We start from the raw sequence: 26,874 nt of genomic DNA on the forward strand, positions 1-26,874 counted from the left end.
CTCCTGAAGATCTGAGTTGGTGTGCAACGTGGATTGTGGGGAGGGTGCGGCTGGGCTTACTTCAGCAGCTCCATCATGTAGTCGGTCGCGGCCTTGTCGTTCATCAGGGCGAGCTCGGAGACGATGCGCCGTTTTGTTTCGAGATCTTTTTCGGTGCGTGCGAGTTCGACCATCCTGGGCGCGTCCTGCGTGATGAAGAGGGCAGAGATGACGGACCTCTTGATCTGCGGATCGCTCGTTGTCTTGTAGACCTCGACGAGGGTTTCGTTGGCGCGCTTGCCTTGGAAGACCGCCATCGATTGAATGGCCTCGCGCTGTAGCTGCGGGTCCATCTTTCCGGTGACGGCGTCGTGCAGGATGCTTTCGGCCTCGGGCGATCTGCTCTGTGCGAGAACGAAGAGCGCGTGCTTCTTCATCGCGGTGGATTGATTGCCGGTCAGCACGCCGCGCAGGAGGGGAATGGCGCGTGCGGGGTCCTGATTGAGAAGAGAGTTCAGCGCGAGCATCTTCAGGTCTTCGTCGGAGCCGCGTGCGGGATGGCTGTCTGGCGAGTCTGCGAGTGCGTTGAAGGAGTCGGTGACTTCATTCGCCTGCGCGTTGATGTTCTTGAGATTTTCGGCCAGCGCCTGCGTGTCCACGTGGACGGTCACGGTGAGCGCGGAGCAGTCTCGATTCCACGAGCTGCTCGCGTCCTGCGCACGGAGCTGATCGCACGTCGCTGATGCAAGCCGGGACTTGCCAAGCTTGTTCAGTGAGTAGGCCTTCCAGTAGAGCGCGGAGTCGATGCGCTTTCCCTTTGCGTTGATCACCTTGTCGAAGGAGGCGACGGCGTCGGGCCAGCGGTGGTCTTCGAGTGCCTTGGAGCCGGCGGTGTATGCGCCGTCGTCCTGCACCTCCGCGATGAGATCGATAGAGGACAGCTCCGGAGTGAGTGCGTGAAGCGAGGGAATTGCCGCTGAAAGAAGCAGCACAGCCGAGGAGAGAGTGGTGCGGATAGAGGGTGTCATTGTGCAGCTCCTTGATTTTTGTCGTCGTCGTTCTGCCGCAGGATGCGAATGTCGAGCAGAAGGCCGTTTGTGTTCATCTCCAGCCGGAGGCGCCAGGCGCTGCGTTCGGTTGGCGGTTCGTTGTCGAGCGTGGTGAGGACACGTCCGAGATTTTCGAGCACTGCGGCCTCGGCTACGTCGCCGCTGTCTCGTGCGGTGTGGACGTAGACTGCGTTCTTGAGCAGAAGGGTGTGCGCCTGTTCGCGTGTCGTCTGATCGAGCGATCCCTGCGAGTTGTTCACCTCGGTGAGTAAGCGTTCGGCGGCGTCGAGATGGTCTGCGATGGCGGGGTCGGTGGGTTGCGTCGTCAGAGGCCCGTGTCCGTTGATGGCGTGGTTGTCGAGGGCGAGATGCAGCTTCGTCCTCTGCTCGTGGTGTAGATGCAGGCCGACACCGGCCATTACGATGAGTGCAGCTGCGACCAATCCGATGGCAGGCCAGGCCCAGTGCCATCGAAGGATGGAGAGACGGCTCGGATGCTCCGGGGTGAGGACGCTCAGGTTGCCGCGAAGCCGCTGCCAGTTGTGCTCCAGATCGGGCTGCGGGAAGGGCTCTGCGGAGAAGACACGCAGCGTCTCCGCGATGGACTCCGAGAGGGCGGCGCAGTCTTTGCACTCCTCGAGGTGCCGGTGGATGGCGGATTCGTCGGAGCTTTCATGGAGTTGATAGGCGATCAGATCGTCTTCTGAAAAGTGCTTCATCGCAGACCTCCTGCAACCGGCGCGAGGGATCGGCGAAGTTTGCCGACGGCTCGAAAGACCGCTTGTTTGGCGGAGTTCACCGTGATGTTCAACGCAGTTGCGATCTCTGTCATTGGGATCTCTTCCATGTGCCGCAACGTGAATGCGGCACGCTCCATCGGGGTGAGTCCGGCCATGGCTTCGTGGCGCAGGGTGGCAGCCTCGAGGCTCAGCAGTGCGCCTTCGGGGCTTGCGTGGCCGTCAGCGACACGCACGGTTCCGTCCGCGGCGGAGGGTTCATCGGCGATGCGCGGTGCGTGGTAGGAGAGGTCGCGCTTACGCCGTTCTACGAGATTGATGGATGTGTTCATAGCGATTCGCGTGATCCAGGTGGAGAAAGCAGAGTCCTGTCGGAAGGTCGGCAGCTTGTTGTAGGCTCGCAAAAACGCCTCCTGCGCGGCCTCTTCCGCATCCTCTTTATTGCCGGTGATGCGGAAGGCGACGCGAGCGACGGAGGAGAAGTGACGGTCCATCAGCACACGGTAGGCGTCCCGATTGCCGCCGAGCACCTCTCGGATCGCCTCTGTCTCTGCTCTATCCATTCGCCGATTAGACAACGGGTTTGGCCTCCGGTTAGGCTCCGGCGCAAAAATAATTGGCGAGACCTGCACCGGATGCTTTGGTGCGGATCTCGCCTTTTTTTCCTGCTACTTAGGTGGTGATGACTGGCTTGTGGCTATCCTTTGTATCCCATGCCAGCGAGGACGCCGCGCATGTAGGCGAAGCTCTGCATGACTCCGGGCATTGGATCGTCGGGGAAGATCTCGTACTCGAGATCGACATAACCGGGATACTTCATCTCGATCAGCGTCTTGAAGATCTCGGGGACGGGCATTACGCCCTGGCCTACGGCGACCTGGCTCTCTTTCTTTGTGCCGTCTGCGAGGTCTTTCATGTGGATGTCGAAGAGCCGCGGGCCTGCCTTGCGGATTGCTCCGACGACATCAGTGCCTGCGCGCATGGTGTGGCCGACGTCGATACAGCAGCCCATCCGAGAGTCCATGTTCTTCACCGCGTTCAGCACGTCCAGCGGCGACGGCCACTCCTTGTCTTCGGGGCCGTGGTTGTGGATGCCGACGCGGATGTTGTACTCCTTCGCAAACTTCTCTACGCGGGGGAGGGTCTGGTGCGTCGGGGCACCGACGATGAGGGGGATTCCGGCGGCCTTGCAGTACTCGAACTTGGAACGAATGTCGTCATCATCATCCTTCGTGAAGTAGATGGTGCCGGCTGCTGTGAGCGTGAAGCCCGCCGCCCTGTACTCGGCTGCTTTGGGTGCGACCTGGTCGGCTGGTGTCATCGGCAGGTGTGCGTCCTTCAGATTGAGATAAGGGGTCTTCAACTGCTTCATGAAGTCGATCAGATGAGCCTGATCGAACTTGCGAAAGGTGTAGCTTGCGATTCCCAGCCGCACGGGCGAGGGTGGAAGGGTGTCGAGGCCTGCGGCGAGGGCGCCTGCGAACTTTGGCATGAGAGCGGATGCGCCCAGCATCGCTCCTCCGGCTAAGACGTTGCGACGAGTCGAGAAGAAATTCATGCAGCGAATCGTACAGGCGGCTTTAGTTGTAAGTCCAGTCATAAATGCCGCGGCCAATAAACAAAGCTACTTTGTCCTGGCGTGCAGCGTTCTGAACAGACGGACGGCGTATACCGCGGACCCGGCGACGAGGATCACACCGGCGGTTCGCATCTCGCGCAGGAAGTGGGGACGGGAGAAGAGAATGAAGACGAAACCGGCGAGAGCGGCCAATACGGGGAGGGGATAGAGCGGCATTCGAAATCCGCTGAGCCTGCGCTGCCGGCGATGTTTTGGAAGGAGTGCGGCGACTCCCTGGAGCAGGAACTGGAAGAGGATGCGGACGACCACGAGCGTCGTGATGACCTCCTGCAGACGGAAGACGCAGCAAACGAGCGTGATGCCTCCCAGGGTGAGGAGAGAGTTCATCGGGATGCGGTGCTTTGGGTGCAGGACGCCGAACCACGCCGGGAAGTTTCCGTCTCGTGCGGCGGCGAAGGGGATGCGCGAGTATCCGAGGAGGAGCGCCAAGACCGAAGCCAGGGCGGCGAGGGATATCAGGATCACCATGACGCCTCCTGCGGTGTGGCCGTAGAGGCGCTCGATGAAGACGGCCATGGTGAACATGCGCTCGTGGCTGTCGGTGTTCTGAGCCATCTCTCGCCACGGCAGTACGCCGAGTACGCTGATGTTCATCAGCAGATACAGAACGCCTACGACACCGATTGCGCCAAGCACTGCGCGTGGGATTGCTCTTTGCGGATCGCGAACTTCGGCGCCGAGAAAGCAGACGTTGTAGTAGCCCCAGTAGTCGTAGGCCGAGATGAGCATGCCTGCGCCGAGGCCGGCGAAGAAGGCTCCGTTGAGATGGAAGGCTCCGGGGGGAAAGTCGAAGGCGCGATGCGCGTTGAAGTGTGTGAGCCCGGCGACGATGAGGAAGACCAGCGTGAGCCCGACGACGAGTCCGAGCCAGCGCACGATGCGGTCGATGGCGAAGATGCTGCGATGGAGGACGATCATTGCAATGGCGCAGGCGGAGAGGGCGATTAATGTTTGACCGCTGAAGACGATGGGAACGCCAAGGAGTGAGGTGGAGGCGAACGGTCTGCTCGCGTGAGGGAAGAAGAACGAAAGATATTGCGAGAAGCCGATGCAGCCGGAGGCGATCGAGAGCGGGGCGCTGATGAGCAGTTGCCATGCGTAGAGGAACGAGAATGCGCGGCCCAGCGTTCGTTCGCCGTAGAGGTGTTTGAGGTAGGCGTACGAGCCGCCGGCTTCGGGATAGGCGGTGCCGAGTTCGCTCCAGATGAGGCCGTCGCAGAGGGAGAGCAGCGCGCCCATGATCCAGCCGAGCATGGCCTGCGGGCCGCCCATGACACCGACGATGAGCGGCAGGGTGACGAAGGGGCCGACGCCGACCATGTCGATGATGTTCAGGCCGAGCGCGGCGCGTGTGGTCAGGCCGCGTCTTAGCTCGTTCGCTCCGTTCGGTTGCGGCAGCGGCATCTCCTCTTTGGAACTCGTCTGCTTGGCGAACGATCGGTCATGATCTCGCCTTCAACGAGTTGTCATGTATTCGTTCCAGCTCGCAGTGTAACGAATCTTGCGGCGAATCTCCGGTGCGAGATGGGCTTGGATGCTTGTGGGTGGTTGTGTTCAGCATTGCACTGCAGGGAAGAGTGCGGTTTGTACTTCGGCGGCGGTCTTTCCGGTGATGCGCAGGAGCTTTGTGCGGCTGGTGGCGCCACTGACGAGGGAGATGCGTGCTTTTGGTGTTCGCAGAACGTCGGAGAGGAGGGCGATCAGGGCTTCGTTTGCGCGGCCATCCACGGGCGGCGTGGTCAGCGAGATCTTTACTGCGCCTGCGTGGAGTCCGTTGATGTTATTTTTCTTCGCTCCGGGATGGACGCGCACCGAGAGGGTGCAGCCGTCGGTGACGTCGTTGACGAAGCTCTGAATCTCGTCCGTCATATTGCGGCCGGAGGCTTACGGCTTCCGAACAGAGCGGTGCCTACACGGACGCAGGTGCTGCCCTCCTGGATTGCGACGGCGAAGTCGTTGGACATGCCCATCGATAGCTGCGTGAGTTGGGGGAAGCTTGTTGCGGAGGTGTCGCGGAGGCGGCGGAGTTCGCGGAAGTAGGGTCGGGCGACTTCGGCGTCTTCCGACCACGGCGGCACGGTCATCAGGCCAACAGCTTCGATGGATTCGAGCGGCTGCATCGCGGTCAGAAGGGCGGTCAGATCTTCGGGTGCGACGCCGTGCTTGGATTCTTCGTGGCTGAGTTTGACCTCGATCAGGATGGGTAGCCTCTTGTTCAGGGCTTTCGCGGCTGCGTCCAGCCGTTGCGCGATCTTCAGCGAGTCGACGGCGTCGATGGCGTTGAAGAGCTCGGCTGCCTTACCGGTCTTGTTCGACTGCAGGGGGCCGATGAGGTGGAAGCTGGCGTCGGCGAGGTTGGAGAGGTGCTGGGATTTATCCTGAAACTCCTGCACGCGGTTTTCGCCGAAGAGCCTGTGGCCGGCGGCGTAGGCTTCGAAGATGACCTCGACGGGATGGACCTTGCTCACGGCCATCAGCTGAACTTCGGTCTCGGAGCGGCCGGCTGTGTGGCAGGCTTCGGCTATCTGGTGGTTGATGCGGGCGAGGTTGTCTGCGATGGACATGCTCTCTGCATCTTATCTTTCGACCACACTTTTTTCTCGGCTCTGGCAACAAGGAGGCAGCACAGCTTATGTGGACTATCTTTCTGCTTATCGGTTCGAACATCTTTATGACCTTCGCCTGGTACGGGCACCTGAAGTACAAGGAGGTGCCGCTGTGGAAGGTGATCCTGGTCAGTTGGAGCATCGCTTTCTTCGAGTACTGCCTGCAGGTTCCGGCGAACCGCATCGGCTCGAAGACCTTCTCGCCGGATCAGTTGAAGGTGATTCAGGAGATCATTACGCTGACGGTCTTCGGGGTATTCTCTACGTTTTACTTTGGGGACAAGCTGCACTGGAACCACGCGGTTGCGTTCGGGTGCCTGGTGGCGGGTGCGTTCTTTATGTTTCACAAGTTCTAGACAAAGCGCCTGCGCGGCGGCGGTCACTTCGTGACTTTCATACCGCTTCGCATGGGCCTTCCGTTGGTCGGCGGAGAGATCTTTTCCAGCGAACATCGGGAGCAGCGACCGGAGGGGTATACGCGTCACGAAGTGATCGCTGCCCGCGTAGGCGCTTGTATTATCTGCCGTGCTCTTCTAGATACTTTTCGACTTCGAGGGCAGCCATGCAGCCGGAGCCCGCAGCGGTGATGGCCTGGCGGTAGCGGCGATCCTGGATGTCTCCGCAGGCGAAGACGCCGGGGATGATCTGACCGTTGTGCGTGGGGAAGACGTTGTTTCGAGTGAGGATGTAGCCGTCATCGTCGAGGTCGAGGATGCCCTTGAACGCCATGGCGTTGGGTATGTGACCGATGCCGAGGAACATGAAGCTGACCGGCAGAACGTATACTTCGTCCGAGACCAGGTTGCGCAGGCGCAGTCCCTTGACGTCCTTCTCTTCGACGCCAAGCACCTCTTCGACGGTGGTGCTGGAGAGGAACCGGATGCTGGGGTGGGCCATGGCGCGGTCGAGCATGATCTTCGAGGCGCGGAACTTTTCGCTGCGGTTGATGATGGTGACCTTGGAGGCGAAGCGCGTAAGAAAGAGCGCCTCTTCCATGGCTGAGTCGCCGCCGCCGATGACGGCAATCTCCTTGCCCGAGGCGAAGAAGCCGTCGCAGGTGGCGCAGGAGCTGACGCCGTAGCCGATCAGGGCTTGTTCGGAGGGGAGATTGAGCCAGCGCGCGCTGGCGCCCGAGGCGATGATGAGCGTGCGGGTGTGGATGATCTCGCTGCCGACGGTGAGCATGAAGGGATGCTGGGTGAGATCGATGGAGTTCAGGTGAGCCATCTTCAGCTCGGCGCCGAAGCGCGTTGCCTGCTTCTTCATATTTTCGATGAGCTCAGGCCCCTGGATGCCCTCGGGCCAGCCGGGAAAGTTTTCAACCAGCGTGGTGATGGAGAGCTGTCCGCCGGGCTCGTGGCCTTCGAGCACGAGGGGCTTGAGGTTGGAGCGTGCAGCGTAGATGGCAGCGGTAAGTCCGGAGCATCCGGAGCCGAGGATTACAGTTTCGCGTGTCGTATTTTCAGGCATATGGACTCTAATAGTGTATATGCGCGCCGAGCGAGAAAGATGCAAACCGGCGATCGGTGCAACAATTGAGGCTATGGCAGATCTGACACTAGTGTATGGAATGAGGCTGTTACCGGCGGACGAGGTAGCAGAGGTCGGCGAGGCGCCGGTGATGCTTAAAAACGGGAATCAGGCTCGCGTCACCATGCATGTGCTCGAAGGCAGCCGGGAGCAGATCGAGGCGCAGCTTCGGATGAGCCTGGACGCCTTCTTCGACTTTTATCCCGAGATCTAAAGGGTTGTCGCGAAACGGGTCACGCCCTCTGTCCCACGTTACTTCTGACGAAGAAGTAAGGGACGGAGGAGCGAGATGGCCCTTAGTTTGCAATCCTCTCTTCGGCTTGGAGTTATCTCCGTAGCCGCGGTTTTGCTGGCCTCGTCTGCCCATGGCGAGACGACTGTGCCGGTTGCATCCCCGTCTTCGTCTGCCTCCACGGCATCACCTCCACAGACTGTTCTGGACGTCCTGCAGCAGATGTCTGCGCAGGCGGACGTCATCTTTGCCGGACAGGTGCTGTCGGTGCGGCTTCCGGCTTCGGGAGGCGCGACGGTGGTGGAGATTCAGTTCCGCGTCGATGAGGCCGTTCTTGGATGCACTGTGGGCGTGCCTTATGTTCTGCGCGAGTGGGCAGGCCTGTGGGCGCGGGATGGTCAGCGCTACCGTGTAGGGCAGCGGCTGTTGATGCTGCTGCATGCGCCGAGCGCCGCCGGAATGAGCTCTCCGGTGGGTGGGCTTGATGGGGCGCTGCCGATTCGGCAGGGAGGCACGGTGTCGCTCGATGCGAACAGTCCGCCACCGCCACCCTTCGTCGACCTGCGCTGGCTGGGAGCGAAACTTCCGCGTGCGGTGTCGTATCGTGCGGTCTCTCCGCATGCAGCCAGAGCGGCGGGTCGTTCGAGTGTGATGGTCTCGGGGGCGTCGGTCGGCGCGACTTCGACTGCGCCGGTGCTGGTTCCGGCTATCGGCGGTGATGCCTCTGGCGGGTCGTCGGTACCGGCCCAGCAGGCTTCGGTCGGTACGGTGATCGGGATGTTGACCTCATGGCAGAGAGCACAGCATGTCGCACCGTAAAGGCCTATTGCGAAGGCTCATGCTGTCTGCTTCGCTGCTGATCTGGCTTGGTGCAGCGACGACGCTGTGGGCGGGCGGTCCGCGCTGGGTGACGGGCGCGCCGTACTTCACTACATCGGGTGTGGACGTCGTCTGGTACACGAATCAGCCGCTCTACTTCACCGATCCCGGAGATCTGAGCGCCACCGTGAATCATGCCGCGGCAGACGCGCTGGTGGCGGCTGCGGCGAGTGTGTGGAATGTACCCACCTCCAGCCTCGTGCTCGCGCAGGGTGGAAATCTGAACGAGCACGTCAGTGGGGCGAACTCGTTTCTCGGCTCTTCCGGCGTGATCTTTCCCAGCGATGTGCAGAGCAGCAACTATCAGAGCGTGCAGATTGCCGTTATCTACGACAGCGACGGCTCAGTTACGGATCTGCTGCTTGGCGATGGCGCAAGCGATCCCAGCGGATGCCTGCAGAATGGCGTTACGGAGTCCGTCGACTCCATCGTTCCATCAGGCTTCATCCAGCACGCTGTGCTGATTCTTAACGGCCGCTGCACCGGCACGGACCCCAACGAACAGACGCAGATGCAGTATCAGTTGATGCGCGCCTTCGGACGTGTTCTTGGCCTGGGCTGGTCGCAGACGAACGACAACGTATTCACCGGCGCTCCGCAGCCCACCATCAATCAGGCGATGAACTGGCCGGTGATGCATCCGATCGACATCATCTGCGGTCCGTACACCTTTCAGTGCATGCCTGAGCCTTTTACGCTGCGGCCCGACGATCTCTCCGCACTGGCCGAGCTTTATTTCCTCGCCCAGGGGACGGCTCCTGCGGGCAAGATGGACTCGCTGCTGAATGCGATGCTGATCGACGGTCTGGTGTCGTTTCCCAGCGGACAGGGTATGCAGGGGGTGAATGTGGTCGCGCGCCGCTGGGCGCAGGATACGGACGCCTCTGAGATCGAGCAGTGGTACACGGCGTCGTCGGTCACGGGGAACCGGTTCCGGCGCTCGAACGGAAATCCCGTCACGGGGCCGGATACTACGTTCAACGGCGGGCTTGGCACTTCGAACTCCTTTTATGAGGGCTACTACTATATTCAGCGGACTCCGATGCTGCCGGGCGGTTGGCAGAACGTGATTCTCGAGACCGAGCCTATCAATCCGCTTTATACCGGCCAGTACGCGGTTGGCCCGTATACCAGCGGAACGGTAGAACCCTCCGGCTCCGATGTTCCGCAGACTCTCTTCATCCTCTTCAGCTACCTTCAGTTCGACTATGACTTTATGACTGGAGGCGCGGCCAGTGGATGTGACACCGCAGCGGATGGCACCGAGTCCTCTCCTGCCGCCGCGCCGGCCACGGGCTGGTGGACCGATCAGATCTGCGGATACGGGCATACGGCGTGGAACTCGCTCGACGTAAAGGCTGGCCGTTCGCTCACCGTCGAGGTGACTGCTGAGGACGAACAAGGCTTCGCTACTACTGCCAAGGCCATGCCCGTCATTGGTATCTGGAACGCAACGGATGCGATCGGCTCTCTGCCTGGAATTGCGGCTGCGGGCGAGCCCTTCAACGGCGAAGCTACCGGCATGACGACGCTCTCGGCATCGTTCCGGAAGGCTGACCAGCTGCGATTCGTTGTCGGCGATCAGCGGGGAGACGGTCGTCCGGACTTCAACTACCAGGCGCGCGTTCTCTATGCCGATAGCGTCTCTCCTGCGACGATCAGCCCGGCGGGAGGGACGATCACGATCACTGGAATGGGATTTCGCACAGGCAATACCGTCACCATCAACGGTGTTGCCGCAACCGTGACCAACTGGACGGCCAACACCATCGTTGCGGTAGCGCCTTCGCTCAGCGTGCTTGGACGCAACGCGGCTACGGCTGCGAGTGTTGTCGTCACTGATCTTTCGACCGGCGGCACCACCACCATGACGCGTGCGTTGAACTATAGCGCGCCGGTGACCACGCTAAATCTGCTGACTGCACCTTCGGGCACGGTCATCGTTGGACAGCCCTCGGCTGTTCCGTTCGCCGTAGAGGTTATTAGCGGCGACGGCGTTACGCCTGTTGTGGGCGAGGCGGTCACCTTCGCAGCGACCAGCGGAACTGTGCAGTTTGCGGCCTGCGGGAGCGTGAGCCCATGCACGGTGAACACCGATACGCATGGCATCGCCTCCACCCAGGTCACCGCGCTGGCGCAGGGCGTCGTAATGCTACAGGCCAGCGGCGTCGGCGGCACTGCTAATGCCTCTTTCGCGGCGATCGCGCGTACCCAGACCGTCACGCCGGTGCAGCCGGTCTTGTATGTCGCTGCCGGAGCTGTGGTCTCGTGGCCGCTTCAGGTCAATGTCGCCGATAACGCCGCTTCAACTGCGGGTATTTCTGTAAGCTGGCAGACGGTCTCGGGATCGATTGTGGCTGCACCGGCGCAGTCACTGGTTAGCGGGCAGGGCATCGCCCAGTCGGTCGCAACGGTGGGGCCGCTTGCTTCCGGGGCGCAGGCTACGCTCTTTGCCTGCGCGTGGACGACCGTATGCGCCACCTTTACCGCGCAGGCGGTCGATCCTGGCGCACTGAGTCTGATCGCACTCAGCGGATCGGGTCAGACTATTCCCGCCTCCGGCTCCTTCACGCCGGTCATCCTTCAAGTGATCGACGGTGCCTCACACCCTGTGGCGGGGGCGCTGGTTCAGATCTACCAGACGGTTGATGCGTGGCAGCCCGCCTGTCCCGACCGAGGCCGCTGCCCTATTCCTCCGGTTCTCGCGTCATCGCAGTATCCGCTTACAAGCGATATCAACGGCCTGATGACGATTCTCCCCGAGCATTTAGCCGGTGTCGCCGGCACTACCAACCTGGCCGCGGCCACAGGCACTCAGGGATTCCTTTCGCTGTCGCTGCAATCCCAGCCATAACGCTGCGGCCATGTAACTTTATCGGGAAAGCGGCATCGAATCAGGCACGGCGATCCACTGCGGCTTTATTCGCAAGACTATGAATCTTCAACAAACATGTGGCAGGAGCCATGGTCCTAGCATCACACTAGAGACAGCTATCAGCTGAAAGACAACAGACACACGACCCAGGAGCCTGCATGACGGCAGCAGCGGACGTAAAACCGGGCGAGGCGATGCGCAAGCGAGTAGTCATACTCGGCGGAGGCTTCGCAGGCATCAACGCGGCGACTGAGCTGGCGAAGCTGCCGGTGGACGTCACCATAGTCGATCGCAGAAACTACCATCTCTTCCAGCCCCTGCTCTATCAGATCGCGCTTGCTGTGCTCTCCCCGGCCGATATCGCGCAGCCGATTCGATCCATCGTGCGCGATCATCGCAATATCGAGGTTCTGATGGACGAGGCTCTGAGCTTCGATCTCGCTCAACGCCGTATCCATCTGAAGACGGGGGTGCAGCTCGAGTACGACTACCTCATCGTCGCTACAGGGTCCACTCACTCGTACTTTGGCCATGACGAATGGGCGAAGCTCGCACCAGGTCTCAAGACCGTTGAAGATGGCATCGAAATTCGCCGACGCGTTCTGCTTGCGTTCGAGCTCGCCGAGCGCCAGATGATGGAGACCGGCACCCATCCTCCTCTGAACTTCGTCATCATCGGCGGCGGACCCACCGGGGTGGAGCTGGCGGGGGCTATCAGCGATATTGCGCGTCTCTACATGACCAGGGACTTCCGCCACATCGACCCGTCCATGGCGAAGATTTTAATCCTCGAAGGTTCACCCAAGATACTCGGCTCTTATCCTGCGGACCTGCAGGTTAAGGCTGGCGAGCAGCTGACAGAACTCGGGATCACGTTTCGCACTAATGCACACGTCACCGATGTGCAGCCGGGCTACGTCATGATCGGTGACGAGCGCGTGGACGCCGTCGTCACACTCTGGGCCGCTGGGGTGCAGGCTTCGCCGCTGGGCAAGCTCCTCGGTGTCGAGACGGACAGGAGGGGCTGCGTGACGGTCGATGGCCATCTCAACCCGGCTGGCCATCCTGAGATCTTCATCTGCGGTGACCTCGCCCACGTAGAGCAGGATGGGAAACAGGTTCCCGGCGTCGCACAGCCCGCCATGCAGATGGGACGCTACGCCGCCAAACGGATCGGACGGCTGATCGGCGCCACGTCTGGAAGCAAGGACGAAAACTTCCGCTACTTCGACAAAGGCGACATGGCAACGATTGGCCGCAAGGCTGCGGTTGCCGACATTAAATGGCCCTTCAAGGCGCACTGGAGCGGCTTTCCCGCATGGATGACATGGCTGACCGTCCATATCTTCTTCCTCATCGGCTTCCGCAACCGCTTTTCGGTCTTTCGTCAGTGGGCTATTACCTATCTCACCTTCAATGACGGCGTCCGCCTCATCACCGGTTCGCAGGATCTGCCGGGCTGGGACAGTCAGAGTAAGGTGGCCGAGGAGGCTTCGAGCAAGTCTCCGCTCGAAGCGATGATTTTGAAGCCTTAAAGTATTGCCGTACTCACTCTGTGCAGACGCAAGAAAGAGAGCCCACGACTGCGGCTCTCTTTCTTGCGTCTGCAATTTGTTGAACCAGTTACTTTGCCGAGTCTTCGATCTCTTTCCACTCCGCGGCCGACAGCTTCACGTCAGCAGAGGCGATGTTCTCTTCCAGGTGGGCGACCGATGACGTTCCCGGAATCGGCAGCATCACGGGCGACCGGTGCAACAGCCATGCCAGGGAGAGCTGCGACACCGTCGCGCCATGCTTCTTGGCCGCAGCGTCCAGCTTTCCGCCGGGCTGCGCGAGTTTGCCCGCAGCTACCGGGAACCAGGGGATAAACGCAATCTTGTGCTTGTCGCAGTATTCAACGACGTCCTCATGCTGCCGGTCGCCGATGTTGTACTGGTTCTGCACGCTGACGATCTCGATGACCTTGCGCGCCTGATCGATCTCGTGCGGCTTCACTTCGCTGAGGCCTACGTGCCGGATCTTTCCCTGTTCCTGCAGCTTCTTGATGATGCCAAGCGACTCTTCGACCGGCACCTTCGGATCGATGCGGTGCAACTGCCACAGGTCGATGCGATCGGTCTTTAGCCAGCGCAGGCTCATCTCCACCTGCTGCTCCAGGTACTCTGGACGACCTACCGGCAGCCACTTGTTGGGGCCTTGCCGCGTCAGTCCGCCCTTGGTCGCGATTACTACGCCCTTGGCATACGGGGAGAGTGCTTCGCCGATCAATCGCTCACTCACGTCCGGGCCATACGCGTCCGCTGTGTCGATGAAGTTTACGCCCAGTTCCACGGCGCGCTGCAGCACTTTTTTCGCGCCTGCAGGGTCCTTGGGCTCGCCCCAGATACCGTCGCCGGTAATCCGCATTGCACCGAAACCAAGTCGGTTGACGGTTAAATCTCCACCCAGCGCAAACGTGCCGCTGGCCTGTGCATTCGCATGTTGTGTCGTAGTAGCCATGTCCTATCGGATGCGGGTTTTTGCGGAAAGGTGCATCGTCTCGCCTTCTTCCAGAACTTTTATCTGTTCTGTAATCCCCAGACGCGCAGCCTCTGCTGCAAGCCGTTGCAACGGCTCGTCCATCGGCTCGCGTCCCAGCCGGAAGGTGCCATAGTGCATCGGAACCATCCGCTGCGCTCCCAGTTCGAGGAAGCCGCGTACCGCCTCCTCTGGGCTGGTATGCACCGAGCGATAGCTATCCGGGAAGTAGGCCCCGATCGGCAGAAGTGCGACCTCCGGATGCAGGCGCTCGCCGATATCGCGAAAGCCCTCGAAGTACGCCGTGTCGCCGGAGTGATAGACGGACTGGCCGCCACCTTCGACGACATAGCCGCCGTAGCCCCGGTGGGTGTCGCGAAACATCCGTGCGCCCCAGTGTTTGCACGGAGTCATCGTGACCTTTAGCCCCTGAATCTCAATCTGGTCCCACCAAGCCAAGCCGTGAACCTGCGAAAACCCAAGCCCGACAACGAGATCCTCCACACCCTTTGGAACCACCACCTCAGGGGCGCGTCCCGTCAGCCTGCGCGTCGCCCGGATCACACGCCGCAGCGAGGGCATATTCAGGTGGTCCATGTGCGCATGGGTCAGCAGCACCACGTCGATGGCCGGAAGCTCCTCGATCAGGACGCCCGGCTTGCGTTGGCGGCGGAGCACGATGAGCCGCTTCGAGAATACGGGATCCACCAGCAGCCTTCGCCCGTGAACCTGCAGCAGAAACGAAGAGTGGCCGATGAACGTCACGCCAAGCTCATCCACGTCCACCAGCTTTACCGGACGGGAGATTCCGGTCATCGGCAATTCGTGGCTCTCCCTGACCAGCCTCCACAACTGCTCCATCTTCCGAATCGAAAAGGGCCTGCTTCTCCACGTTCTTCGCATTCATCTCACCAATAAAGTAGATGCCGATAGATAGCCATACGAACTATGCCGGGTGGTAAATCAGAGTCTCTCCAGCCACCAATCTTCAAGCACCCAGCATCTACCTAGCCAGAGTACTCCCGGCAGAGCGCACGGCGAGCCCTTCACCGGTAAAAGACGGCAATCAAACGCAATCGATAGACAGGCGGCAATCAGAGCCAGCAACGCCCAGGGAAAACCCAGAACAACAGGAGAAGATGCCATTTCCGCCGCCGATCCCATCCTCGACCGTCCCATCCCTCCGCAGCTTCAGCGGCGCATCTGGGATCTCGTCTCGCGCTCACCGCTCCATTCGCTCTGGAACCTGCAGGGCATTCCCATTCGCGTCATCGCAAAACACACCTGGCGATCGTTGCTTGACGACAATCTTGTAGGACGTGCCGCCGAGTTGGGCTTTTACTTCATCTTTGCCCTCTTCCCCAGCCTTCTCACCGCAACCTCCCTGCTCGGCCTCGCTGCCAAATCAGCCTCAAAGATCTACTACTCGCTGCTGGGTTATCTCTCCATCGTCATCCCGCCCGACGCGATGCACATGGTGCTTGGCACCTTCAGCCAGATCACCTCTTCGGCGACCAGCGGCAAACTCACCTTCGACTTCGTCTTCGCGATCTGGTCGGCCTCGGTCGGCTTCTCCGCTATTCAGGACTCGCTCAACGTCGCCTACAAGGTCAAGGAGACTCGCTCATATATGGGCGCTCGCATGTCCGCGATTGGCGCAACCATGCTGCTCTCCGTGCTGGTCACCCTGATGCTGGCCTCGCTGCTCGGCGCAGACTTCTTCGCCCGCATGGCTTATCTGCGCGTCGATCACGGTTTTCTCGCAGCCATCCTCGCCTTGACCGCGCGTAGTCTGGGTTGGCTCCTCGCGTTTGTTCTCCTGTCACTCTTCTTCGCAGTCATCTACTACTTCGCGCCCGACGTAAAAAAGAGCCACTGGCACTGGCTCACTCCGGGCGCTGCGATCGGGATCGTCGGTTGGATTCTGGCCTCTCTCGGCCTGCGCGCTTACGTCCACCTCTTCGGGGGCTACTCGGTTGCGTACGGCTCATTGGGCGCGGTGATTATTCTGTTGACGTGGTTCTATCTCAGCGGATTAATGCTTCTTCTTGGCGCTGAGATTAACAGTGAAATAGAAGCCGCCGCTGCAGCCAGGCATCTGCTCGCCACGGAGCAGATCAACCTCACCACAACGGCGGACTCTACAACTTCGACTGAGCCTTCCAGCACTCAGCCAGCAGCTTGAGCTACTTCGTCTCCGGCTTCAGGATGTCGTCCAGCCTGTCCGGCACGCCCGCCACCCGATCCAGCCGTGGATAACGTTCGCCACCGTGATAGTCCAGCTTCACCACCTTGTAGTACCCGGTGTTCTCGACGATCAGTTCCACCGCCGGGCCCGAGTCCTTGCTGTTATGCACAGCTGCCTTCAGTACATCGGGCGTGAAGGCGCGTCCGTTCACGGCGAGGATCTTCATCCCCGGTCCGATGCCGCCCTTGTCTGCAGCGCTTTCCTTCAGCACGTCGTAGATGCCGCCCGACTTGCCGACGCGCATGCCGATCGAGTACCAGAAGTTGAATGTTCCACTCTCGGCATCGGCCAGCTCACTCCAGGAATTCGGTTTGTCGGTGTACTCCAGCTTGTAGCCGCCGTTCTCCAACCCACCCAGCGGCGCATGGTAGGAGTTCGAGTCCAGCCGCGACCGCAGGAAGGTAGCCCAGTCGTTCGGCACCACGCTGTTCAGGCCCGCAACCACATCTTCAAACGTGTATGGCACGACCTTGGGAGGTGTGTCGCCGCCCAGCCCATGGAACTTCGCCACAAAGTCGTTCAGGCTCTTCTTGCCGTCGGTCATCTTGCGAATCGTCGTATCCACATCCAGCCAGATCAGCTCGCCCTCATCGTAATAATCGAGCGAGAGCCGCCAGCTATCCCAGCCACCGCCTGCATCATTCAGAACCTGTGCCGACCGCGCCGTGTCCTGCACGTCTCTCCAAGTGCGGCCCGGACGATTGTCATACTCCGCAGCAATCGTCGAAAGCCTTTGCTTGTACTGTTCCGCAGTCCAGATGCCTGACCGCGCCGCCAGCACATCGCCCAGGTACTCCGTCAAGCCTTCGTAGACCCAAAGCAGATCGCCGATCATCGGCTTCTGATAGTCGCTGGTAGCCAGACCAGCAGGCCTGCGGTACTTGCCGTTCCAGCTATGAGTAAACTCGTGCGGCAGCAGCAGGCCATCGAGTACGAACTCGCGGTCGTCGGAAAATGTCGTCGCCATCACACGGTCGTCGCTCGACTGATGATGCTCAAGGCCGAAGTGCGCCACCTCGTCGCTCAACGTCACCAGGAAGTGATACGAGCCATAGTGCCTGCTCTTGTACAGCGCACCGGTCTCCCGCACCAGTTTATTGAACTCGTCGATATGCTTCTGCGAGAGCTCAATCTCTTCCGGCCCGTCCGCAGCCATATCCAGGTAATGCTTCGGTGAAATCTCCGGAGCCAAAGCTACTTCCCTGAAGTACCGCCCAGCCAGCACGGGCGAATCCACCAATTGCTCCAGGCTCACCGTCTTGAACTGTGCCGACTCACCCGAGCCGCCATCCTTGTCCAGCGCCGTCGCAAACTTCCACCCGCTAGGCACCTTCACCGAAGGCGTAAACATCACCTTGCTCGCGCTCTTGCCTTCAGGATAGACCAGCAGCGTATTCCAGCTCAGCAGCGCCAGGTTCTCGCTGGTCGAGCCTCCAGCAGTAAACTCGCCTCCAACCACCGCAAGAAAGTCGATCTTCATCTCAAGCTGCGTCACGCCCTGCGGCACCGTCACGTGATACGCATACATATCTACCTGATCCCGCTCCCACTTCACCGGCTGCCCATTGGCCGTAATCATAAAACCAGCCATATTGCCGAGCGGCCCGGTCGGCCCATGCTCGCCTGGAATCCACTTCGGATACACCACCGTCAAGGGTCCCGCGGTCACCGGCATCACCTCGGTCGCATGCAGAATCTTCCGCGGAGCGTCCGTCAGGTCCACACTCAGCGTAATCGGCGCCGTCTGCGCCATCGCCACACCAGCACTCAAAGCCAGAGCTAGACCTGCTCCAGCCACGTTCCTTCGAACATCCATCAGTCGTTCCGCCTTTTTCGTTGCAGCTATTGATAAACCGCATCCAGTCTAACGTGTACCTCTGTCGCAATTGCAAATGCATTTGCAATTAATGTGCAGAGTCTTGCACATAGCACCGAATACAGTGCGTTTTGTTCGTTCCAGTTGTCTCCCCGATCATCTTTTTTGCATGTCAAACGTCGTCATAGAAGGAGAGGAACCCGCATTATCATCCCCAAGCGGCCTCGCCCGCCCTATCCTTGAAGGCAGCATGCTTGTCTCCCGCACCCTGCCCGGTGGCCGCACCACGCGCGAAGCTCTCCCTCTCGGGCCGAACAGCCTGCCGCTCTGCCGCTGGTGCGACCTCGAGATCCTCGCCAGACGCCGTCGCACCTTCTGCAGCGACTACTGCGTTCACCAGTGGCGTCTCCGCACCGATCCCGGCTACCTCCGCGACCAGGTCTTCGCTCGCGACCACGGCATCTGCGCCGTCTGTAGCATCGACACCCTCGCCGCTTATGCTGCCCTCAAGCGCGCCCGAGGTCCCGCCCGCGCCGCCGGCCTCCGTCTCTACGGCATGAAGTCCATCACCACCCGCCGCAGCCTGTGGGACGCCGACCACATCCTCCCCGTAGCCGAGGGCGGCGGCCAGTGCGACCTCGACAACCTCCGCACCCTCTGCCTGCTCTGCCACCGCGAAGCGACCGCCCAGCTCCGCATTCGGCTCTCAGCAAAACGTCCCTCCATCAGCGGCGAACTCGTTGCCGCCGGTAAAGGAAGGTCGAAGATCGAATCAATCTCCTGAAGGCCGTTCTTCCGAAGATTGGTCTCATCTCTTCATTCGGCTGCTACCATTATTTTCTTCGTCATCTGTTTGCGCACAACGGGCCTGCTTCTGATAACTGGAGCTTGATGCGAGAAGAACAGACTCATAATCGACTTTGGATCGTCATGCTCGTCGTCCTCGGCGGAGCGGCTGTCATTTCGCTCGTCCTGGGTATTCGCCACGCCTTTGAGTATGGAAGCCACGACCTTCAGTGGTCCGACGCGCGTCTGCTGAGCCAGCATATCGATCCATGGCAGGAGCAACTTTCCCGTCTTCCACACCATCCTTCACACTTCAGCCCGCCGAACTACCTCCATCTCTTCTATCTTCTTTTGCTACCCTGCGGTCTCCTCAGCTTTCACACAGCGCAGATCGTCTGGTGCGTGGGTAACATCTGCCTCTCCATTCTCGTCGTGCTACTGCTGCAAAGGCTCTTTTCACTCGATCGCTTCCAGACCACTCTTGTCCTCTGTCTTCTGTGGATGAGCGCGCCCTTTCGAGTCACTCTCGAAGTTGGCCAGGTAAGCCTCTTCGAGTTGTTTTTTTTCTGTGCAGCCTATGTTGCCCTCTCTACATGGCTCTCCGGCATCTGCCTGGGATTCAGTCTTGTGAAGTACAGCTTTTCGCCTGTAGTCGGACTTCTGTTTCTCCTCCGCGGCCGGATACGTTTGCTTCTGATCGCGGCCGGTGTGCTTGTCGTGGGGTTGATTGGCGTACACCTATTGCTGCCTACGCCTTTGCTTCGACTGGCAGCCGAACCGTTTCTCGTCTCACGAGTCGCCGTGAACCCCGGCATAGCCGACCTAATGACCTTCACGGAGTACTTCTTCACATACCTGGGCGCGAACGCCCGCGCGGTCAATCTCTCCTATGCAGTAGCCTTTGCCTGCAGCCTTCTCTACACCATCTTCCTAAGTCGCTTTCGTCTCTCCAAGGGCGCCGAGCTTACCCTCGTCTCGCTCGCAAGCCTATTCCTGTTCAAGCACCTTATCTACGACTACGTCTTTCTCGCGATTCCTCTCTCCTACGCCCTCAGTCGGTACTCATCTCGAAGAAGCCGGCCGGTCTTTCTTGGCATATTCGTCTTCTGGTTCCTCGCCACATTCCTAAACCGCGCCATACACGGGTTCAACGTCAATCTGGTCGGCCTCGCCATCAACGTTGGTCTTCTTGCGGTGCTTCTCGCTTACACGACCTACTTCGTTATCCAGGAAGAATCGCGGACCAGGGAAACTCCAGACGCCGAAGCTCGTCCATAGCCTCCAGACAGCATGAAGGCCGTATGCACATCCATAAGGAGATGGGGAGAGGGAGATGGGGACCGAAAATCCACATTTCCACCCTCGTCCACATGCATTTGCACCACTTCTGCCCCTTGTTGTTCGCCCCCATCGCGCCTACTCTCAAACAGTGCAGATTAACCAGACAGTAACCCGCGCTGCATGCGGCAATTTTTCGAAATCCACAGCAAAAGCCCCGTTATTCTTCATTCTGTAGCATTCGAACCGCTTGAATAGGGGTATTCGCACAGCTAACACAACATGTTGTGCTTTATACTTGACACACCCCATAGGGGGCGTTACTTTCACGACTGCAACAACCCAATATTTCCGTTCGTTTTGTCTTTTAGACCGCTCCTCTGACGCCGACGCCTCCCCAGCCCGGTTCCATCTACCAGCGCTTTGAAGCAAAGAGGATGCCACCAGACAAGACCCGCTCATGAGCACGTAATGAGCCAAAAGCTTGAGTTTTTCATCAAATTAGAAGGAGTTTTTCCATGGCGACCATTCCCAACCAGACCAAGACGGGCACTCAGACCACCACAGGCGCAACTTCCTACCAGACCGCCCCACCCTTCACCTCGCGTGCGCCCGGCCTGACCTTCGATCGCCACTTCACCAAACCCGGCATCTCCCCTTACGACGAGATCGTCTGGGAGCTTCGCGACGCCATCATTCAGGACTTCAAGGGCAAGACCATCTTCGAGCAGAAGAACGTCGAGGTCCCCGCCGACTGGTCCATGACCGCGACTAATATCGTCGCCAGCAAGTACCTCCACGGCCTCATCGGCACCGGCGAGCGTGAGTCCGGAGTGCGTGCGCTGATCACCCGCGTCGCCGAGTCCATACGCGACTGGGGCATGACCGGCGGCTACTTCGCCACCCAGCAGGACGCCGACACCTTCTACGCCGAGCTCGCCCACCTTCTCCTCAACCAGAAGGTCGCCTTCAACTCGCCCGTCTGGTTCAACGTCGGCTGCGACCGCCTCGAGCCCAACTCCGACGCCCAGAACTGGCACTGGAACGCCACCTCCGGCAAGGTCGAGTTCTCCGTCACCGGCTACACCAAGCCCCAGTGCTCAGCCTGCTTCATCAACTCCGTGCAGGACTCGCTCGACTCCATCCTGACCCTCGCCAAGACCGAGGGCATGCTCTTTAAGTGGGGATCAGGCGCAGGCTCGAACCTCTCGAACATCCGCGGCTCTATGGAGACCCTCTCCGGCGGCGGTACCGCATCCGGCCCGCTCTCCTTCATGCGTGGCTTCGACGCCTTCGCCGGCGTCATCAAGTCCGGCGGCAAGACCCGTCGTGCCGCCAAGATGGTCATTTTAAACGTCGACCATCCCGACATTAACGAGTTCATCCAGTGCAAGGTGAACGAAGAGAAGAAGGCGTGGCACCTCGTCCAGGCCGGCTACGACGGCAGCGGTCCCGACTCCGAGGCCTACAGCTCCATCTTCTTCCAGAACGCCAACAACTCCGTCCGCGTCAACGACGAGTTCATGCGCGCAGTCGAGACTGACGGCAGCTTCTCCACCCGCACCGTCAAGGAGCGTAACCCGGTCAAGGAGTACAAGGCCCGCGACATCATGCACAACATCGCCGAAGCCACCTGGCAGTGCGGCGATCCCGGCATGCAGTTCGACACCACCATCAACCGTTGGCACACCAGCAAGAACTCCGGCCGCATCAACGCCTCCAACCCCTGCTCGGAGTACATGTTCCTGGATGACTCCGCCTGCAACCTCGCGTCCTTCAATCTCCTGAAGTTCCTCACCCCCGGCGGCCAGTTCGACATTCCCAGCTACCGTCACGCCATCGAGGTCGTCACCACCGCGATGGAGATCATCGTCGACGCAGCCGGTTACCCCACCGAGATGATCTCGAAGAACTCGCACGACTACCGCCCCCTCGGTCTCGGCTATGCGAACCTCGGCGCGCTCCTCATGGCCTTCGGTCTCCCCTACGACTCCGACGCCGGCCGCGACTTCGCCGCCACCCTCACCTCCATCCTCTGCGGCGACGCCTACTGGCAGTCCTCCCGCATCGCCGAAACCTGCCCCGCCCTCGGCGCAGCCACGGCGCTCACCCAGCAGGCGCACATCGCCGGCGGAGCTTGCCCCGGCTTCTACGTCAACCGCGAGCCCTTCCTCGACGTCGTCCGCATGCACAGAGCGGAAGTGAACAAAATTGGAAAGTCGAAGACCAGCACCGAGCCCTTCTTCGTTCCCCAGCTCGACCAGCTCATCGAAGCCTCCCGCCACGCCTGGGACGGCGCACTCGCCCACGGCGAAAAGCACGGCTACCGCAACTCCCAGGTCACCGTCCTCGCCCCCACCGGCACCATCGGCTTCATGATGGACTGCGACACCACCGGCATCGAGCCTGACCTCGCCCTCGTCAAGTACAAGAAGCTCGTCGGCGGCGGCATGATCAAGATCGTCAACAACACCGTCCCCTCCGCCCTCATCAAGCTCGGCTACTCCGAGTCCGAGGTCAACGCCATCGTCAGCTACATCGACGCCACCGGCACCATCGAAGGCGCGCCCGCCATCAAGCCCGAGCACCTCGCCGTATTCGACTGCAGCTTCAAGCCCTCCAAGGGAACCCGCAGCATCTCCTACATGGGCCACATCAAGATGATGGGCGCCACCCAGCCCTTCCTCTCCGGTGCCATCTCCAAAACCGTCAACCTCCCCCAGGACTGCTCCGTCGACGACATCGCCGAGGCCTACATGGAGAGCTGGCGCCAGGGCCTCAAGGCCGTAGCCATCTACCGCGACAACTCCAAGGGCACCCAGCCCCTCAACGTCTCCGCCTCCGACGGCAAAGCCCAGAAGGAGAAGCCGCTCGGCAACGTAGCCGCCGGCTCCATCGAGATCGAAGAAGCCGTCATCGCCGCCAAGGCCGCCGCCGCGCAGTCGGTCCAGGTCGCCCAGCAGAAGATCTCCGCTCTCGAGCTCCAGCTCAAGCAGATCGCCGAAGCCGCCCTCCAGAACTCCGACTCCGTCGACGCCCAGTCTCCACCCCGCGCCGTCCGTCACCGTCTCCCTGCCGAGCGCGCCTCCGTCACCCACAAGTTCGGCCTCGCCGGACACGAAGGCTACATCACCGTCGGGCTCTACCCCAACGGCCAGCCCGGCGAAATCTTCATCCGCATGGCCAAGGAAGGCTCCACCGTCTCCGGACTCATGGACTCCTTCGCCACCGCCGTCTCCCTCGCCCTCCAGCACGGCGTTCCCCTCCGTGTCCTCTGCGAAAAGTTCGCCCACACCCGCTTCGAGCCCTCCGGCTGGACCGGCAACGAGCAGATCGGCTACGCCAAGTCGATCATGGACTATATCTTCCGCTGGATCCAGATCCGCTTCCTCTCCGGACACCAGTTCGACCTCTTCGCCGGCCTCAGCCCGCAAAATCTCGGCCAGACCAGCATCCCCGTCGAAGGCACCGTCACCAGCCCCCAAAACGCCGTCAACCTCAACGCCTCATCATCCTCAAGCGCCGTCATCCTGAGCGAACGGAGTGAGTCGAAGGACCCCGAAGCTCTTAGCCCCGCCACAACCGCCCAGAACCCTTCGGCTGCAAATGCAGGCGCAGAGTATGAGTTCTACACCACCCCGCCCCAGCAGGGAATCGCACCCGACCTCGCAGCCCGCAGCGGCCTCGAGTCATCCGCCCACGCCATGGAAGACCGAGGCATCTACCACGCCTCCGACGCCATGAAGTCCATGTACGACATGGGCGACTCACCCTCCTGCGCCACCTGCGGAGCCATCATGACAAGAAGCGGCTCCTGCTACCGCTGCATGTCCTGCGGCAGCACAAGCGGCTGCAGCTGAGGAAGATATTCGAGAAAGGGGCCTTGCTTGCTACTGGCGACAGTAAGGCTCATCACGTTTTATCAGAGTAAGCAACATACGTGAATGATTCTTTGGTAGTTCGATTTCCATGCACGGAGAGCTGCAAGTGTCAGATTCGAACAAAACCGATATTCAACTACTAGCTCCTTCTCTATCTGGAAGCTCAAATTCCAATAGCAGAGTTAATGAGCCAATAATTAGGCGAATTCTTCCATGGTTCTCTATCCTGGGTGTTTTTATTGCCCTAGCGACCTTCTTCCTAAATGTAAATTTGCGTCGAAAGGAATTAACTTTCACGTACTTGGGTGCGGATAATCTGATCCATATAGAGAGAAAAGGCCTGGCCGATGCTCTCAGCATTCAATACGGAAACGTTCCGATAAGCGAACTTTATAAACTCACCTTCACTATTCGAAATAGTGGATCAACAGCAATAAAGGCCGAGGACATAAAAGAGCCGCTTGAAATTGTATTTCCAAAAGAGTTTTCGCTTCTCGGAGCCCCATCGATTGAAGAGACAAGACCACAATTCGCTGCTCACTTAGATAAGAACGAATCGAATGACCATGTGCTCGATCTGGCATTTCCCCTGCTGAACCCAGGTGATGAACTTCGTGTATCAGTAGACAGTCTTTATCTAGGCAAGCAAGCCCCAGTGCTGATGGGAAGGATTGTAGACGTAAAACAGATAACAAATGTGGACGCATCAACATCAAAGATTGATTCCCGTACGGTGCTTCCCTTTATTCAGAACGCTACTCTTCGGCACGCTGTTTATTGGTCCCTAGTAACTTTCGATGGAATAGCGGGAATGTTTTTCTTGATAATTGGGGTTTTTCAAATCTTGAAATTTTTTGCGGTACCAAATTTGGCAGCATAAGTGGGGACAACAGTACAGAAAGGCTAAAGAAGAATTTGATTCTAGCTATGACGCCATGTTGAAAAAGAGCCTTGATGACTTTATTAAAGCGCCCTCCGTTAGAACTCAAAATGAATATCGTGAAACAAGGGTGCAGCAGATCAGAGATCGTGACAGTCTCCTCGACGATAGCATTCGGAATACTGGCGTACCGGCAAAGCCATCGTTTGGGATGGCGGAGGACTGGAGCGATTTTTTTTCTATGACTGGGACTTTTGTCCTTCTCACGTTGCTCTTTCTACTTTCAATGTCGTATGTCGTTACCGGCCCGGGCGTCTAGACCCGACTAACTGGCGGCTGGCCACATCAACCACAGTCGGGTGCCCCGTTCATGCAGTCTCATCGCATGAGTGGGCATTCGTGCGAGAGCGCGAACCGCCTTCCTCCCCCAACGATAAAATCCGATCATGCCCTCCGGTCTCGAACGCCGCCAGAACACCGGCCAACTCCACTTCATCACCTTCAGTTGTCACCACCGATCCCCCTACCTCGCACACCCCGAACCCAAAGACATCCTGGAGCAGGTTCTCGAACGAACTCGCCTCTCCCACCAACTCTCTGTCTTCGCGTACGTCCTTATGCCCGAGCACGTCCATCTTCTCCTCAGCGAGCCACACTCCTACCCACTCTCTTCCACCCTCCGCGTCATCAAGGGAGAGTCCTCCAAACTCCTGAAAGGGAATCGCGAACATCTCTGGCAACCTCGGTACTACGACTTCAACGTCTTCACCACCGAGAAGTTCGTAGAAAAGGTCCGCTACATCCATCGCAATCCAGTCACCCGCGGTCTGGTCTCGAAGCCGGAAGACTACCGCTGGAGCAGCTTCAGCCACTACGCCACCGGCCAACCAGGAACCATCGAGATCGAATCTCACTGGACCCAGGATCGCCGATAGGCGGATACTTCATATCTCAACTCTGTGATGTGGGCATTCGAGCGAAGCGCGGTTCTCCAGCACGACCAACGAAAAACGCAGTACCCTGAATAGAGAGCAAAGCGCAGGAGACCATGCCTCTATCACCGCGTGAGTTACTGGAAAACGAGTTGGAGGCCGTCGTGCAAGATATTGACGCGATTGAGTATCAGATCGCAAGCGACCCTCCCGACACCACTGGCGAACTGCTCCGCCTGCGAGAGATCCAGCGCACCTATCGCGGTATCGCTGCAAGCCTCAAGCGGGCCATTGCGCTGGAAGACCCACATCCAACGCATAACTGAGAACTCGCGCGAGAGCACGAACCGTCTTCCTCCGTGCTGGCTCCCCACACCCTCCTCTTCCCCTCTCGCCATCCGCTATCATCCAGACAACACCCGGAGAAAGAACGTGCGCAAACTAGCCTTTACCCTCGTCCTCTGCCTAAGCCTCGCAACCTCTGCCTTCGCCGCCCCCAACGCAAAGGTCTACAGCTACACCCTTAAATCAATCGACGGCCAACCCACCAGCCTCTCTCAGTTCCATGGCAAGGTCCTCTTCCTGGTCAACGTCGCCAGTAGCTGCGGCTACACCCCGCAGTACAAGGCCCTCGAAGCGATCTACGAAAAATATAAGGACCGCGGCCTGGTCATCGTCGGCATCCCCGCCAACAACTTCGCCAATCAGGAGTCCGGCACCGACGCTGAGATCAAGACCTTCTGCTCCAAGAAATACAACGTCACCTTCCCCATGATGTCGAAGGTCTCCGTCAAGGGCGCCGACCAGACCCCGCTCTACCGCTACCTCACCGACAAAACCGCCAACCCTGCCATCGGCGGCGACATCAAGTGGAACTTCACCAAATTCATCTTCGACCGCAATGGCAAGCCCGTCGCCCGCTTCGAACCCGCCACCACCCCCGACTCACCCGAGGTCGTCGCAGCCATAGAGTCCGCCCTGAAGCAGTAGAAACAACCACCGGCGTCGGA

24 protein-coding genes are annotated in these 26,874 nt (G+C 59.7%); 13 read left to right on the plus strand and 11 right to left on the minus strand.

Translation table 11 applies throughout. From position 1 onward, the window contains the following. Positions 1-56 precede the first annotated feature (56 nt). From GSQ82_RS16030 to GSQ82_RS16060, 7 genes are all read right to left on the minus strand, one after another. A complete protein-coding gene (locus tag GSQ82_RS16030) occupies positions 57-1,007 on the minus strand; it encodes a HEAT repeat domain-containing protein (protein WP_158793197.1) in 951 nt (316 codons plus the stop codon). Further along, the gene (locus GSQ82_RS16035) at positions 1,004-1,747 is read right to left on the minus strand and encodes a hypothetical protein (protein ID WP_158793198.1); all 744 of its coding nucleotides are present in this window, start codon (positions 1,745-1,747) and stop codon (positions 1,004-1,006) included. The genes GSQ82_RS16030 and GSQ82_RS16035 overlap by 4 nt, the downstream gene beginning before the upstream one ends. Continuing rightward, positions 1,744-2,343, minus strand: a complete 600-nt coding sequence (locus GSQ82_RS16040; protein ID WP_254061681.1) for an RNA polymerase sigma factor — start codon at positions 2,341-2,343, stop codon at positions 1,744-1,746. Before GSQ82_RS16040 ends, GSQ82_RS16035 begins: the two co-directional genes overlap by 4 nt. 119 nt (positions 2,344-2,462) lie before the next feature. Continuing rightward, positions 2,463-3,323, minus strand: coding sequence for a sugar phosphate isomerase/epimerase (locus GSQ82_RS16045; protein ID WP_158793199.1), 861 nt, complete (start codon positions 3,321-3,323; stop codon positions 2,463-2,465). Positions 3,324-3,389: 66 nt separating this feature from the next. Next, complete coding sequence (locus GSQ82_RS16050) at positions 3,390-4,808, minus strand: APC family permease (protein WP_158793200.1); 1,419 nt, start codon at positions 4,806-4,808, stop codon at positions 3,390-3,392. Positions 4,809-4,958: 150 nt separating this feature from the next. Further along, positions 4,959-5,273, minus strand: coding sequence for a DUF167 domain-containing protein (locus GSQ82_RS16055; RefSeq protein ID WP_158793201.1), 315 nt, complete (start codon positions 5,271-5,273; stop codon positions 4,959-4,961). After that, on the minus strand, positions 5,270-5,968 hold the full coding sequence (locus GSQ82_RS16060) for a YggS family pyridoxal phosphate-dependent enzyme (RefSeq protein WP_158793202.1): 699 nt from the start codon (positions 5,966-5,968) through the stop codon (positions 5,270-5,272). Before GSQ82_RS16060 ends, GSQ82_RS16055 begins: the two co-directional genes overlap by 4 nt. Positions 5,969-6,036: 68 nt before the next feature. On the opposite strand from GSQ82_RS16060, the gene GSQ82_RS16065 reads away from it, so the two are divergent. Next, complete coding sequence (locus GSQ82_RS16065) at positions 6,037-6,366, plus strand: DMT family protein (RefSeq protein ID WP_158793203.1); 330 nt, start codon at positions 6,037-6,039, stop codon at positions 6,364-6,366. A 160-nt stretch (positions 6,367-6,526) separates the two neighbouring features. On the opposite strand, the gene trxB is transcribed toward GSQ82_RS16065, so the two are convergent. Beyond that, positions 6,527-7,480, minus strand: a complete 954-nt coding sequence (trxB, locus tag GSQ82_RS16070) for a thioredoxin-disulfide reductase (RefSeq protein ID WP_158793204.1) — start codon at positions 7,478-7,480, stop codon at positions 6,527-6,529. A 73-nt stretch (positions 7,481-7,553) separates the two neighbouring features. Here trxB and GSQ82_RS16075 point away from each other — a divergent pair, with 73 nt between their 5' ends. The 4 genes from GSQ82_RS16075 (at position 7,554) to GSQ82_RS16090 (ending at position 13,061) form a co-directional block, all read left to right on the plus strand. Then, a complete protein-coding gene (locus GSQ82_RS16075) occupies positions 7,554-7,754 on the plus strand; it encodes an allantoinase (RefSeq protein WP_158793205.1) in 201 nt (66 codons plus the stop codon). Positions 7,755-7,829: 75 nt separating this feature from the next. Further along, positions 7,830-8,591 (plus strand): hypothetical protein, encoded by a 762-nt coding sequence (locus GSQ82_RS16080; protein ID WP_158793206.1) that lies wholly within the window; start codon positions 7,830-7,832, stop codon positions 8,589-8,591. Then, complete coding sequence (locus GSQ82_RS16085) at positions 8,578-11,505, plus strand: IPT/TIG domain-containing protein (RefSeq protein WP_158793207.1); 2,928 nt, start codon at positions 8,578-8,580, stop codon at positions 11,503-11,505. The genes GSQ82_RS16080 and GSQ82_RS16085 overlap by 14 nt, the downstream gene beginning before the upstream one ends. Positions 11,506-11,684: 179 nt before the next feature. After that, positions 11,685-13,061, plus strand: a complete 1,377-nt coding sequence (locus tag GSQ82_RS16090) for an NAD(P)/FAD-dependent oxidoreductase (protein WP_158793208.1) — start codon at positions 11,685-11,687, stop codon at positions 13,059-13,061. Positions 13,062-13,149: 88 nt separating this feature from the next. Here the strand turns inward: GSQ82_RS16090 and GSQ82_RS16095 are convergent, their stop codons facing one another. Together GSQ82_RS16095 and GSQ82_RS16100 are read right to left on the minus strand one after the other, a co-directional pair. Continuing rightward, complete coding sequence (locus GSQ82_RS16095) at positions 13,150-14,025, minus strand: aldo/keto reductase (protein WP_158793209.1); 876 nt, start codon at positions 14,023-14,025, stop codon at positions 13,150-13,152. A 3-nt stretch (positions 14,026-14,028) separates the two neighbouring features. Next, positions 14,029-14,859, minus strand: coding sequence for an MBL fold metallo-hydrolase (locus tag GSQ82_RS16100; protein ID WP_371417218.1), 831 nt, complete (start codon positions 14,857-14,859; stop codon positions 14,029-14,031). 139 nt (positions 14,860-14,998) lie between these two features. Here GSQ82_RS16100 and GSQ82_RS16105 point away from each other — a divergent pair, with 139 nt between their 5' ends. Further along, on the plus strand, positions 14,999-16,228 hold the full coding sequence (locus tag GSQ82_RS16105) for a YihY/virulence factor BrkB family protein (protein WP_254061682.1): 1,230 nt from the start codon (positions 14,999-15,001) through the stop codon (positions 16,226-16,228). 1 nt (position 16,229) lies between these two features. Here the strand turns inward: GSQ82_RS16105 and GSQ82_RS16110 are convergent, their stop codons facing one another. Continuing rightward, complete coding sequence (locus tag GSQ82_RS16110; protein WP_158793210.1) at positions 16,230-18,107, minus strand: M61 family metallopeptidase; 1,878 nt, start codon at positions 18,105-18,107, stop codon at positions 16,230-16,232. 250 nt (positions 18,108-18,357) lie between these two features. Between GSQ82_RS16110 and GSQ82_RS16115 the strand changes: the two genes are divergently transcribed. The 7 genes from GSQ82_RS16115 to GSQ82_RS16145 all read left to right on the plus strand — a co-directional run bounded on the left by GSQ82_RS16115 (position 18,358) and on the right by GSQ82_RS16145 (position 26,854). Further along, positions 18,358-18,891: an HNH endonuclease gene (locus GSQ82_RS16115; RefSeq protein ID WP_158793211.1), complete on the plus strand. Its 534-nt coding sequence runs from the start codon at positions 18,358-18,360 to the stop codon at positions 18,889-18,891. Positions 18,892-18,998: 107 nt separating this feature from the next. Then, positions 18,999-20,171, plus strand: a complete 1,173-nt coding sequence (locus GSQ82_RS16120) for a glycosyltransferase 87 family protein (protein ID WP_158793212.1) — start codon at positions 18,999-19,001, stop codon at positions 20,169-20,171. Positions 20,172-20,689: 518 nt separating this feature from the next. After that, the gene (locus GSQ82_RS16125) at positions 20,690-24,031 is read left to right on the plus strand and encodes a vitamin B12-dependent ribonucleotide reductase (RefSeq protein WP_158793213.1); all 3,342 of its coding nucleotides are present in this window, start codon (positions 20,690-20,692) and stop codon (positions 24,029-24,031) included. A gap of 127 nt (positions 24,032-24,158) precedes the next feature. Then, positions 24,159-24,932, plus strand: coding sequence for a hypothetical protein (locus GSQ82_RS16130; RefSeq protein ID WP_158793214.1), 774 nt, complete (start codon positions 24,159-24,161; stop codon positions 24,930-24,932). 446 nt (positions 24,933-25,378) lie between these two features. Beyond that, positions 25,379-25,867 carry a transposase gene (locus tag GSQ82_RS16135; protein ID WP_158793215.1) on the plus strand — a complete coding sequence of 163 codons (489 nt, stop codon included), beginning with the start codon at positions 25,379-25,381 and terminating at the stop codon, positions 25,865-25,867. 113 nt (positions 25,868-25,980) lie between these two features. Continuing rightward, a complete protein-coding gene (locus tag GSQ82_RS16140) occupies positions 25,981-26,190 on the plus strand; it encodes a hypothetical protein (protein WP_216847100.1) in 210 nt (69 codons plus the stop codon). Between the two features lie 106 nt (positions 26,191-26,296). Beyond that, the gene (locus tag GSQ82_RS16145; protein ID WP_158793217.1) at positions 26,297-26,854 is read left to right on the plus strand and encodes a glutathione peroxidase; all 558 of its coding nucleotides are present in this window, start codon (positions 26,297-26,299) and stop codon (positions 26,852-26,854) included. The last annotated feature ends 20 nt before the right edge of the window (positions 26,855-26,874 follow it).

The organism is Granulicella sp. L60 (genome assembly GCF_009765825.1).
Classification (GTDB): domain Bacteria; phylum Acidobacteriota; class Terriglobia; order Terriglobales; family Acidobacteriaceae; genus Edaphobacter.